12 protein-coding genes and 1 pseudogene are annotated in these 11,374 nt (G+C 62.7%); 4 read left to right on the top strand and 9 right to left on the bottom strand.

Annotation, left to right across the window (positions count from 1 at the left end):
* Positions 1-294: 294 nt before the first annotated feature.
* Together AC50YA_RS22560 and AC50YA_RS22555 are read left to right on the top strand one after the other, a co-directional pair.
* Positions 295-1,329, top strand: a pseudogene (locus AC50YA_RS22560) (IS110 family RNA-guided transposase); the annotation flags it as partial.
* A 57-nt stretch (positions 1,330-1,386) separates the two neighbouring features.
* Positions 1,387-1,887, top strand: a complete 501-nt coding sequence (locus AC50YA_RS22555; protein ID WP_494984395.1) for a transposase — start codon at positions 1,387-1,389, stop codon at positions 1,885-1,887.
* 244 nt (positions 1,888-2,131) lie between these two features.
* Here the strand turns inward: AC50YA_RS22555 and AC50YA_RS22550 are convergent, their stop codons facing one another.
* The 8 genes from AC50YA_RS22550 to AC50YA_RS22515 form a co-directional block, all read right to left on the bottom strand.
* Entirely contained in the window at positions 2,132-2,317 is a 186-nt protein-coding gene (locus AC50YA_RS22550; RefSeq protein WP_494984393.1) for a hypothetical protein, read from the bottom strand.
* 4 nt (positions 2,318-2,321) lie between these two features.
* Positions 2,322-3,242 (bottom strand): dioxygenase family protein, encoded by a 921-nt coding sequence (locus AC50YA_RS22545; RefSeq protein ID WP_494984392.1) that lies wholly within the window; start codon positions 3,240-3,242, stop codon positions 2,322-2,324.
* Positions 3,243-3,300: 58 nt separating this feature from the next.
* Positions 3,301-4,377, bottom strand: coding sequence for a maleylacetate reductase (locus AC50YA_RS22540; RefSeq protein ID WP_494984391.1), 1,077 nt, complete (start codon positions 4,375-4,377; stop codon positions 3,301-3,303).
* 262 nt (positions 4,378-4,639) lie between these two features.
* Positions 4,640-5,566 (bottom strand): VOC family protein, encoded by a 927-nt coding sequence (locus tag AC50YA_RS22535; protein ID WP_494984390.1) that lies wholly within the window; start codon positions 5,564-5,566, stop codon positions 4,640-4,642.
* A 91-nt stretch (positions 5,567-5,657) separates the two neighbouring features.
* On the bottom strand, positions 5,658-6,515 hold the full coding sequence (locus AC50YA_RS22530) for a fumarylacetoacetate hydrolase family protein (RefSeq protein ID WP_494984389.1): 858 nt from the start codon (positions 6,513-6,515) through the stop codon (positions 5,658-5,660).
* Between the two features lie 523 nt (positions 6,516-7,038).
* Entirely contained in the window at positions 7,039-8,649 is a 1,611-nt protein-coding gene (locus AC50YA_RS22525; RefSeq protein ID WP_494984388.1) for a 4-hydroxyphenylacetate 3-hydroxylase family protein, read from the bottom strand.
* Complete coding sequence (locus tag AC50YA_RS22520) at positions 8,646-9,068, bottom strand: ester cyclase (protein ID WP_494984387.1); 423 nt, start codon at positions 9,066-9,068, stop codon at positions 8,646-8,648. The genes AC50YA_RS22525 and AC50YA_RS22520 overlap by 4 nt, the downstream gene beginning before the upstream one ends.
* A complete protein-coding gene (locus tag AC50YA_RS22515) occupies positions 9,059-9,529 on the bottom strand; it encodes a flavin reductase family protein (protein ID WP_494984386.1) in 471 nt (156 codons plus the stop codon). The genes AC50YA_RS22520 and AC50YA_RS22515 overlap by 10 nt, the downstream gene beginning before the upstream one ends.
* Here AC50YA_RS22515 and AC50YA_RS22510 point away from each other — a divergent pair.
* Entirely contained in the window at positions 9,435-9,656 is a 222-nt protein-coding gene (locus AC50YA_RS22510) for a hypothetical protein (RefSeq protein WP_494984396.1), read from the top strand. The two genes, AC50YA_RS22515 and AC50YA_RS22510, sit on opposite strands and share 95 nt — an antisense overlap.
* Before the next feature lie 170 nt (positions 9,657-9,826).
* Complete coding sequence (locus AC50YA_RS22505) at positions 9,827-10,897, top strand: LysR family transcriptional regulator (RefSeq protein ID WP_494984385.1); 1,071 nt, start codon at positions 9,827-9,829, stop codon at positions 10,895-10,897.
* An 81-nt stretch (positions 10,898-10,978) separates the two neighbouring features.
* On the opposite strand, the gene AC50YA_RS22500 is transcribed toward AC50YA_RS22505, so the two are convergent.
* Positions 10,979-11,284, bottom strand: coding sequence for an SDR family oxidoreductase (locus AC50YA_RS22500; RefSeq protein ID WP_494984394.1), 306 nt, complete (start codon positions 11,282-11,284; stop codon positions 10,979-10,981).
* Positions 11,285-11,374: the final 90 nt, after the last annotated feature.

Below are 11,374 nucleotides of genomic sequence, written 5' to 3'. Positions count from 1 at the left end.
TTTTCAGCGGTCCAGGGGCGCTGCCGCGCCGTGGGGGTCGAAAATAGGGGGCGGCCGGCTTACCGGCTGTAGCCTGACGGCGGGGACGGTTGCATGATGTTAACGTCTGCTGCGGTGAACGCCGTGACTTCTTGGTGCCGTAGTTGAGCCCGTTTTTCAGCGTGGTGTGGAGGGCTTCCACGGGAACCGTGGATTGTTGCTTCGAGCACGAGTGATAGATTCCTGATTTACTCCCTGCCCTCTCCGCGGCAGTCACATGCCCATATCCCTTCAATTTCAGAAAGTGCCACGGCAATGGACATCGTCCATGAGCGGTCCGTCGGGATGGATATATCCAAACGCGACGCAAAAGTATGTATCAGAGTCCCGGGCAAGCGTCTGGGCCAGTTCACCTCGACAGTCACCACCTGGGGATCCACCACAAACCAGATCTTGGAGTTACGGAGGTTTCTGGAAGAACAGAACGTCACGGTCGTAGTGATGGAGGCGACCAGCGATTACTGGAAGCCGTTCTACTATCTGCTCGAGGAGTCCCTGCCGGTCATGCTGGTCAACGCCAGACACGCAAGGAACCTGCCCGGGCGCAAGACCGACGTTTCCGACGCGGCATGGCTGGCGCAGCTTGGTGCGCACGGGCTGTTGCGGGCCTCGTTCGTTCCGCCCGGGCCTGTCCGCGAATTGCGGGATCTGACGCGGGCCCGTGCCGTCACCGTCCAGGACAGAACCCGGGAGCTCCACCGCTTGGAGAAGTTCCTCGAGAGCACGGGAATCAAGCTTTCGGGCATGGTCAGTGAACTCACCGGGGTATCGTCCCGGGCGATGCTCGAGGCGTTGATCCGTGGGGAACGGGATCCGCAGATACTCGCGCAGTTTGCCCGGGCCAGCATGAGGTCAAAGATCCCGGCACTAACCGAAGCGCTCACCGGCATGTTTGGCGAGCATCATGCCTTCATGGTCCGGCTGCATCTGGACCGCATCGATCAGCTTGCCCGAATTATTACCGTACTGACGCAGCAGATCGACACGGCGATGGAGCCCTTTCGTGCGGCCAGGGAAGCGCTGAGCACGATCCCTGGTGTCTCAACGCTTGTCGCTGACGTGATCATCGCCGAAACGGGTGGCGACATGAGCGTATTTCCCACGGCCGCACACTTGGCATCCTGGGCCGGTGTCTGCCCGGGATCCAACGAATCCGCCGGCCGGGTCAAATCGACAAGAATCATGCCCGGCAATAAATATCTCAAGGGCGCGCTGGGCATCGCCGCGATGGCCGCGTCCCGCGGCAAAAACACCTACGTCAGCGTCAAATACAAACGGATCGCCATCCGGCGNATCGATCAGCTTGCCCGAATTATTACCGTACTGACGCAGCAGATCGACACGGCGATGGAGCCCTTTCGTGCGGCCAGGGAAGCGCTGAGCACGATCCCTGGTGTCTCAACACTCGTCGCTGACGTGATCATCGCCGAAACGGGTGGCGACATGAGCGTATTTCCCACGGCCGCACACTTGGCATCCTGGGCCGGTGTCTGCCCGGGATCCAACGAATCCGCCGGCCGGGTCAAATCGACAAGAATCATGCCCGGCAATAAATATCTCAAGGGCGCGCTGGGCATCGCCGCGATGGCCGCGTCCCGCGGCAAAAACACCTACGTCAGCGTCAAATACAAACGGATCGCCATCCGGCGCGGCCGGGTCAAAGCCATCGTCGCCATCGAACACGTCATCCTGACCGCGACCTGGCACATGCTCGCCAACGGTGAGGTTTACAAGGATCCTGGCGCGGACTTCTACCTGAAGAGGGAACCTGAACAGGCCAAAGCCAAGGCCATCCGTCAGCTCAAAACCCTCGGCTACGATGTCAACCTCACACCGGCGGTTGCATGACCCTGCGTCTATTTTCGTACTAGAAGTTGTCTGCACAAATTTCAGTACTCGTCTGCACAGCTGAGGTCCGCCCTGTTCGAGAAGGCTCTCACTGCCCGGAGGACGGTTCCCGCGGGGCACGCAGGGATCTAGGGACTCTTCTCGGAAACGAAGGATTTCAAGAACAGGTTGAATCGAGAACCGTTGGGCTGCCGTGAGCTGCGACAAGTAATCAGGCGACTGCCGTGCGACGAGAAGCCTCTGCTCAAGGCTGTTTGTGACTTTTTTTGTTCGGAATGGCGTCTTCGACATAACGCGAGCCAAAGGCAGAGCAAGAGCCTTCAAAGTAGTCTTGGTCTCCTTCGTCTTGGCCGGCGTAGCCTTCTGGTTGTCCGTGAAAATCTGGTCCGTCGGCGCCATACCAGTAGTCGGCCACGTCAGATGAAGCCATGTGCTCAAATTTGGGCGGGGGCGAGGACGACGTCGAAGCGGGTGCGGGCCCAGGAGTGGTCGCCGAGGTCGCGTCCGTCGGGGGCGGGTGTGCCGGCAGGCTGGGGTTCGAAGCGTTTAATCAGGGAGTCTTTGACGCCGAAGACGGAGTCGCCGATCCCGATCTGCGGGTCGCCGTCGACGAAGATGTGTGTCACCAGTGTCCGCAGGCCGGGGGCGGTGACCATGAAGTGCAGGTGGGAGGCGCGGACTGGGGAACGGTTGGTGGCTGCGAGCATTTTGCCGACTGGTCCGTCGTGCGGGATGGGGTAGGGGGTGGGCGTTAGTCCCCAGAATGCGTAGTGGCCGTCCTCGTCGGCGAAGAGGTGGGCGCGGCCGGCGACGCGGGAGTCGGCGTACTGGACGTCGTAGAAGCCGTCCTCGTCGGCTTCCCAGACCTCGATCCGGGCTCCGGGGACGGGGTTGCCGTCGGTGTCGGTGATGGTGCCTTCGACCCAGCAGGGCTGGCCGGCGGCGCCGCCGGCGATGTCCCCGCCGATCGGGATTTCGGGGGCGTCCGCGACGAAGAACGGCCCAAAGACGGTGGCTTCGGTAGCGGCGGCGCCGCCGGTGAAGCTCGGGTTGTTGATGGCGATGGTCTGCATCGAGGCGCCCAGGACGTCGGAGAGGAGCACGAATTCCTGGCGTTTGTCGTCGGTGATGTGCCCGGCCGCGGTGAGGAACTCGATGCCGCTGTTCCATTCCGCCTCGGTGAGGCGGACCTCGCGGAGGAAGTTGTGCAGGTGCCGGGTCAGGGACTGCATCACCTGCCTGAGCCGCGTGTCTTCGGTGTTCTCGAACGACGCGACGACGGTGTCGACAAGCTCTTGTTCGACGGCGGCCTGTTCGGGGCTGATGCTGTTCCCGGCCTGGGTGGTTTCGGACATGCTGTACTCCTGCTTTTCGTTAGGGGAGTGGTTCGTGTGGATGGGTGCCTGGGTCCGGTCAAAGATCCAGCAGGGCCGCGGGGTCTTCGCCGGTCAGGGCCGCCTGAAGCAGCCGGGTGAGGTTCTCGGCAGTGACCGGACGCGGGTTGGACGCCGGCACGGCCGGGAGGACGACGGCGACGGCCTCGGCGACCTCGTCGGCGGTGAAGCCGTAGTCCGCCAGGGCCTTGGGGGCGTCGAGGCGCTTGCGCAGGTCCTGCAGTCCGGTGAGTGCGTCGGTGGTGCCGAACGCGGCGGCGACGCGGGCGTCGGCGTCGGGAGCGAAGGGGGCATTGAAGGCTAAGACGTAGGGCAGCACGGTGGCGTGGGTTTGGGCGTGGGGGAGGTTGAAGGTCCCGCCGAGGACGTGGCAGATCTTGTGGTGCAGCCCGGATCCGGCGGAGGCGAACGCGACCGCGGAGAGGTAGGCGCCGTAGAGTGCCTGCTCGCGTCCGTCGGCACCGGCCGGGTCGTCAGTGATGAGCGGAAGTCCCCGGTTGAGGGCACGGATGCCTTCGGCGCCGAGGGCGGCGTTGATGGGGTCTGCGCGGGGCGCCCACATCGAATCGATGCAGTGGGCCATGCCGTTCAGGCCGGATGCGACGGACATGGCCACGGGCAGGGACAGCGTCAGGGCCGCGTCGTAGATGACCGTGACCGGAAGGACGGGGTCGTCCACTCCGGTGGTTTTCCGGGATGCTTCGGTCAGGCCCCACACGTTCGTGGCTTCTGATCCGGCGTAGGTCGTCGGCACGGCAATGATGGGCAGGCGGGAGGTCATCGCGATCGCCTTGGCGAGGCCCGTCGTCGAGCCTCCGCCGACGCAGACCAGCAGGTCGATGCTGTGGCCGGCCGCGGCGGCACGTGCCTTTTCTGCCGTTTCGATGGGGACGTGCATGACCACGTCGTGGTGCCAGAGCGCCACCTCGATCCCGGCGGCGACCATGCGGGCCATCGATGTCTCACGGTCCGAGGCGATCACCATCACGCGCTGCGCGCCCAACCGGGTCACTTCCGCGGCGAGGTTCGCAGTGGCATTGCCGGTGCCGAACAGGACTCGCTGGCCAAGGGTCACATGTTCGAAAGTCAGGCTCATCGTTTGTTCTCCCGGTTCACGATTGTTCCAGCGCCGTGTAAGCGGCAGCTCAAGTGCCGCCGCCCGCTTCGTCGGAGGATATTTCCCAAAGGAATCAACAACACGAGTCCTCTTCTTTCCGGTACAGGAGCCCGGCCCAAGGGAAACAAGTCAGCTCCCCAGAGTCGGGCTCCTGTTCGGTTTGCTCCGATCCGGCGTCGTGCTCCCAATTTTGACGGCCTGTGTTTGTGGTCATGGCATCTCCTGCTTGGTTCCGGACGGGTTATGCCGAGGCGGGTGCGTGGGTTCCGGTCATCAGGGCGGCGAGGTCGTCCGGTTCAAGGAACGACGGCGGCGGCGGGGGTCCCCAGCTGAAGAGGCCTTGGGCTCCGTGGAAGGTTTCCGGGGTCCAGATTTCATCTTCGGGGATGCAGTCCATGTCGGAGTAGTACTCGGAGAAGTTTCCGGCGGGGTCTTTGAGGTACCAGAAGAAGTTGGAGCCGGCGTGGTGGCGTCCGAGGCCCCAGATGTGGCGTTCGGGGTTGTTCTCGAGCATGGCTTTGGCTCCCCGTCCGACGTCGTCGATGTCATCGACCTGCCAGGACGTGTGGTGCAGGAAGTTCACGGGTGCGGCGAGGGCCAGGACGTTGTGGTGGTCGACGGAGCAGCGCATAAACGCGCCCTTGTCGGAGATGTAGTCGCTGACTTTGAAGCCGATGCCTTCGGTGAAGAACTTCATGGTTGCGGCGAGGTCGACGGTGCCGATCACGGTGTGGCCCAGTTTGCGGGGTTTGATGCGTGTTTCACGTACGACGCCGGGGGCGCGGCCCAGGCGGTCGGTCCGGCCGGGTCCATTGTAGGGAGTGGCGGGGGTTTTCTCCTGGGCAATACGGGGCGCCACATGGATGCGTGCGGTGAATCCGGAGATGGGTTCCTGGGCGAGGAGTTCGGAGCCGTTGTGGCTGATCGGGACACCGAGGCGGGTCATCTGGGCGGTGACGCGGGCGACGTCGTCGTCGTTGTCCACGCCGACGCCGAGTTCGACCAGGCGCCGGGTGGGTGCGTGGACGATCTTAAGTTGTTCGCCGCCATCGCGGGTTCCGAACGAATTGTATCCGAGAGGGTCCAGTCCGAATTCCTCATAGTACGCGGCCGTTTCGGCGACGTTGGGGACGCCCATCACCACGCGGGTCAGACGGTGCAAAGACATGGGGCTACTCCTTAATATCCCTGAATAAGGGCTAAGCGCTGATCATGCGTGGGTCCTGCTGCTCGGCCGATAGCCGGGCAGCAGGGACCGCTCACATACCGGCTGGGACGAACGTCTGGGTGATTTCGCCGATGCCTTCGATGCGGGACACCAAGGTTTCGCCGGGCTGGATGAAGCGCTGCGGGTTGCGGCCCAGCCCGACGCCGGAGGGCGTGCCGGTGAAGATGATGTCTCCGGGAAACAGCGTGACCGTCTGCGAAAGCCCTTGGATCAGGACAGGGACGGAGAAGATCAGTTCGTTGGTGCGTCCCTTCTGGACTTCTTCACCGTCGAGGCTGCAGCCGATTTCCAGATCGTCCGGGTTACTGAATTCCCCGGGGCTGACAAGCCATGGACCTACCGGTGCGAATCCGGGAAATGACTTGCCCAGCCCGAACTGCGGCGCCGGGCCCCGCAGCTGGGAGACGCGTTCGGAGAGGTCCTGCCCGATCGAGAGGCCGGCCACGTACTCCCAGGCATTGGAGGCTGATACGTTCGAGGCTTCTTTGCCGATGATGGCTACGAGCTCCACTTCCCAGTCCGTGTTTCCTCCCTCGGGCAGGATGACCTGCGTGTCCGGGCCGGCGAGGGAGCTGACGAACTTGGTGAAGACCGGGGGCAGCGTGTCCGGTTCCTCGAACCCTGATTCCTTGGCGTGTGCGCTGTAGTTCAGCCCGATCGCGAAGATCTGGCGGGGTGCGGGGGACGGGGACCCGAGCAGGGAACGGTCGATGGCCACGTCGGCCGCGAGGCCGGACAGGCGCTGCGCCCAGGCGGTAAACGCTTCCCATTCGGTGTAGAGCGAGGGCAGGTCCGGGCCGAACCGGCCGTCGCTGGCGGTGTGGATGTCGACGCCAGCCTCATCGGAGGTCAGTAAGACTGCCCGGCTGTTGTGGTTTGCGATACGCAAAATAACTCCTTGTATGTAGTGTTGCCCGGTTCAGTGTGCGCCGGCAGGTCAGAGCCTGAGGCTCAGAGCAGTTCCGTTCCGTGGCCAGCACGTGGCAGGGAAGCGCGGACTTGAGAACGCGTGGGCGTCATGGGCGCCGTCAATCGAATGGAACGCAACGCTCCGATCCGACATGCTGAGGATGAATTCCTGACGCGTGCAGTCGCACATCTGCCCTTCGGCCGGTCAGAAGGGCAGATGGACTGCTGCCATTCAACCTGCTCGGCCCGAATCTCGTGCAGATGCGGATCCGGCACTTCCCGGATCCGCGACGGCATTGGCTGCGCTATCTTCGGTGAATCGGCTGCCATGAGAGACTTTCCCTTGATCGCGGGCAGGACAAAAGTGCCTGGCATTGTGAGATGAATACACCCACCCTCAAGACGGGTCCGAGGAGACGAACCGCTGGTGATTCCGGGAAAGGAGACACGGTGGTGGAGGCCAATGTGGCCCCAGGGCGGCCGTCCCTGGGGCCACCGTTCGGTCAGGCGGGTGCGCCCTCTTCTGCCATGGATCTTGCGGTGCCATCACCGATATAGCCGTCGTGCACGTCCTGGGCCTGCGCGTACGCAGGCTGGAAGCGGACACTGGCGTAGTGTGAGGCCTTCTCCGCTTCCTGCGCGCGCTTGCCGAGTTCGGCGGTGTCGCCGAAGCCCAACACGTCCCGGGCGAGTTGGGTCAGCGGGCCATCGACCTGGTATTCGGTGCGCTGCAAGGTCAAGATATTGATCAAGTACAGCGGGGTACCGTTGAACTTCTCGAACATCTCGTGCCGGGTGCCCCACTCGGTAAGGAACCGCTCGCTGATCTGCCGGAAGATCTTGATCCGGTCCCGGGCGCTGATTTCCGCGCCTCGTAGCGCCTCCTCCAGCTTCGGGCCGATATAGGGGTCGTCAAGCTCACGCTTGGTGGGCTGCAGGACCACACCGCGGCCGCAGAAGTCGATCAGCTTGTTGACCATGTCATGCTGGTTTTCCAAGTAGTGCGCACGGCCGAAATCGACATAGATGTTGTTCGGCTTGAAAAGCCCTCCAGGAGTGGTAAACCCGGTCTCCTCCGCCGCAATCATGAAGGCCCGTAGGGTCTCGCGGAACCGGATGAGTTCGGCTAACTGGGCCTGCACGATGGGTTGGCCGCTCGTACCCAGCGCCTGGGTGATCAGCAGGGCGAGGCCGACCATGAGTTCGGCGTGGATGCAGTGCCGGGTCTGGGTCTCGAGGTGCACCCAGTCGAACTGGCGCTGCGGATACCACTTGGCATGATCAGGGTTCCCAATGTGCTGCACCTGCGGCCACGGGATCAGCACGTCGTCGAAGTACACCATTGCATCGAGCTCGTCACCGATGGTGGCCAACGGGCGGTCGTAGGGGTCGGCGTCAGGCTGAGCCCGTGACTCACGGGCCACGACGCTGACGCCAGGGGTGGACAACGGGACCATCGCGTAGATCGTCTGCTCCGGGGTCTGGCCCGGGCGCCACAGGTTTCCGATCAGCAGGTTGTTGACGAACGGCACCGAGGTACCAATGGCCTTCCAGCCGCGCACAACGATACCCTCGTCGTTCTCCTCCAGGATCTTGAGCATCGGCGTCTCTGCCAACGCGTCGTCTCGGCCGCGGTCGTACTGCACGTCGATGAACATCGGCGAGATCGAGAGGTCCTTTGAGGTGACCTCCTCCCACTGGCGCTGAATGTTGCCGGACAGATCCCGGTGTCCGTTCTTGAAACGGGAATTCTCCGCCCAGGGCGCCTGGTCATCGACCTGAGTGAACATCACAACGTTCATGCCTTCCGGCGGGCGGGTGAAGATGCCGCCCTTGAAATGCTTGAACAGGAACTCGCAGTACTTCCGACGACGGACGGCATCTTCCTTGGACCGCGGCAGGAACCAGTGCATCGACTGGCGTTCACCGTTGTCGTCGATGAACGTTGTGATGTCCTGGTGCTCGGGATCGAGGTGCAGGTCGTAGTAATCGGCAATTGCCTGGGCATAACCTCGGGTCTTCGGATGAGTGGTGATGTCCTCGATGATCTCGCCGCCGACGTAGACTGTACGGCCGTCCCGCAATGATTCCAGATATTCTTTACCGGTTCTCATACTTTTTCTCCTTTGTTGGTGGTGTTGAGCTGGCGCTGGAACGTGGCGGCGTCCCAGTAGTCCTCGCTGCGGCTGATGGCGCTTCCGTTCAGATGCAGCACATGCGTACCGCGCAGCGAAAGTCGTTGGCAGCGAGCGGGGATGGGTCCCATCGGGGCTTGTAGAGTGGCAGTCAGAAGATAGGTGATCGCGATCTTGCCGTCTGGATCAGTGATCTGGGACCGTGGCGTCCAGTGGGCGTCCGGGAACCAGATAAAGAACCGCCGTAACCCGTCCGCGATACGTTCAGGCCCTTGCACGATGCGGCCCTGGGCGATCTCTTCGTGGGTGGCGTCTGTGTCATAGAGTCTGGCGACTGACGCGGGCTGGTGCCCGTTGTAGGCCGCATAGAGGAGGACCGGCAGGTCCGTCACGCCCACGCCAGCGCCGTGAGCATCGCAGGCGATTCCTCGAGTGTGACCCCATGCATGTAGCGGCCCTCTCCGTAGAGCAGTGGCGTGCGGGCAGACGGAACCACGATGGCCTCGACGGCGGCGATGACCACGAAATGACTGCCCACCGGACGCACCTCACTAACCTTGCAGTCGAACGTTACGAGGGAGTCCCGCAGTACCGGCATCGTTACCTGCTCTGAAAATTCCGGCGTGGCAACGGTGTATCCATCAAGGTATTTGACCGCGCCGGGCCGAGCGCAGAGCCCGGACAAGTGAAGTTGGTCCTGACTCAACAAATTTGCGGCGAAACGCCCATCCCTCGCGATGTCCGACGCCGTGACCGTCCGATTGTTGACACATACCAATATCGTCGGCGGCTCCGCGCATACCGAGCTGAATGCGTTTACCGTCATGCCCCAGGGCCGCCCATCGTGGAGGGTGGTCACCACGGTCACCCCGCTGACCACCCTTCGCATCGCGGACCGGAATGCGTCAGTGTCCGAGCCGGTGTACACGTTCCCTGCTACCGAACCGGCGCTGCCGATCCCCATCGTGGACGGGGGGTTGTTTTGATCATGATCTGTCCTAACTCACGTCCGATGTCTTCCGCCCTTTCCTAACGCGAGAAGGGCCTAAACCCCTCTCCTGCGCGCCGGATCTCCCTTGGCGGTCCGGCGAATGTGAGGAACATCACCGTTCCACTGAGGCTATGACCTGTCTCACATATCCGTCCAATCGATATTATGGATAGGATCTATCTCTACTACCGATACGGGTCGCTGATGAACCTGCGGAACGTCGACTTGAACCTCCTCGTCGCACTCGACGCCTTGCTGACCGAACGCAGCGTCAGCCGTGCCGGGCAGCGGATGGGTTTGAGCCAGCCGGCGATGAGTGGTTCCCTCGCCCGGCTACGCAAAGTGCTTCGCGACCCCCTGCTGGTGCGAGTCGGCCGCGATCTCGTGCTGACCCCGACCGCTGAAAACCTGATTACCCCCGTCCGCGAGATCCTCAGCCGGATCGAACAGACTCTCCAGCAACGCACGTGGTTCGACCCGGCGACGGACTCGCGAACCTTCTCCATCAGTGGGTCCGACTATGCGACGCTGCTCCTGCTGGTACCGTTCCTGCGGGCACTAGTGGTGGAGGCGCCCGGGGTCACAGTCCGCATCCTGCCCCGGTCCAGCGATGCTCGGCAAATGCTCCACAACGATCAAGCAGACCTCGTCATCGAACCCCTCGAGCTCCTCGGCGCCACCGAGTTTCCGCACGTTCCCCTTCTCCGCGACCGGTGGCTGTGCGCCGTGGATGCCCACAACCGGCACGTCCCCACGACTGGGCTCACCTTTGAGCAATACCTGCAACTACCGCACTTGGTCTACAGCATTGGAAAAGACCAGCAGCTCAACCTCGCCGACCGGCATCTCGCGCAAATGGGCGTCCGTCGGCGCATCGAAGTCACCGTGGAAAGCTTTCTTCTCGTTCCCTTCCTCCTCCAGGGCACTGAATTGGTCTCCTTCATACTCGAACGTGCCGCTCACCAGATGCCCGCAACCGGCATTCGCATCCTCGAACCACCGTTGGTACTACCCGCGATCCATGAAGCCATGTACTGGCACCCGCGCCACACCGCCGACCCCGGACACCGCTGGCTCCGCGAACGCCTCCAAGCCACCGCAGGGACTATCGATTCCGGTCTAACTNCTGGCGCGGACTTCTACCTGAAGAGGGAACCTGAACAGGCCAAAGCCAAGGCCATCCGTCAGCTCAAAACCCTCGGCTACGATGTCAACCTCACACCGGCGGTTGCATGATCTTGCGTCTATTTTCGTACTAGAAGTCAGGTCTTCGGGGATGTGACGGGGCGCTTTCGTCTTTTCTGCGGGTACGGTTTCTTAGGGCCAGCCTTCTTCGAGAAGGGGTGTCACGGTCACTTCGTTGAGAACCATCTCGCCCGGTGACAGGGCTATCCAGGTGATGAGGTCCGCGACGTGGCCCGGCGGCAAAGACTCCCTTGGGGAAGCAGTGCGGTCATCCCGTTTGTTTCTCTCCGCCGGGGTCCATGCACCCCACTGTGTGTCCATCGCCCCGGGATAGAGCAGGCAGGCCCTGATGCCGTAGTTACTGCCCTCGGCGGCCAGGGACTGGGTGAGCCCGGTCAGCGCGAATTTGGAGGCGCAGTAGTGAGCTGCCGCGAGGATTTCGGACAGCGGAATTGGTGAATTCTTCTACGCTGCCAGTGCTGGCTGTTGATAACCATAGTGGACTTCGTTAGGCCGTCGGTAACCGAG

This window comes from Pseudarthrobacter sp. RHLT3-21 (assembly GCF_059383495.1).
This window is presented reverse-complemented; position numbering and strand designations above follow the sequence as displayed.

What these genes read in the sequence shown, in the direction of transcription:
- AC50YA_RS22550 (WP_494984393.1), bottom strand. Translation starts at nt 2,317, where the DNA reads ATGGCTTCATCTGACGTGGCCGACTACTGGTATGGCGCCGACGGACCA.
- AC50YA_RS22535 (WP_494984390.1), bottom strand. Translation starts at nt 5,566, where the DNA reads ATGTCTTTGCACCGTCTGACCCGCGTGGTGATGGGCGTCCCCAACGTC.
- AC50YA_RS22545 (WP_494984392.1), bottom strand. Translation starts at nt 3,242, where the DNA reads ATGTCCGAAACCACCCAGGCCGGGAACAGCATCAGCCCCGAACAGGCC.
- AC50YA_RS22555 (WP_494984395.1), top strand. Translation starts at nt 1,387, where the DNA reads ATGGAGCCCTTTCGTGCGGCCAGGGAAGCGCTGAGCACGATCCCTGGT.
- AC50YA_RS22525 (WP_494984388.1), bottom strand. Translation starts at nt 8,649, where the DNA reads ATGAGAACCGGTAAAGAATATCTGGAATCATTGCGGGACGGCCGTACA.
- AC50YA_RS22540 (WP_494984391.1), bottom strand. Translation starts at nt 4,377, where the DNA reads ATGAGCCTGACTTTCGAACATGTGACCCTTGGCCAGCGAGTCCTGTTC.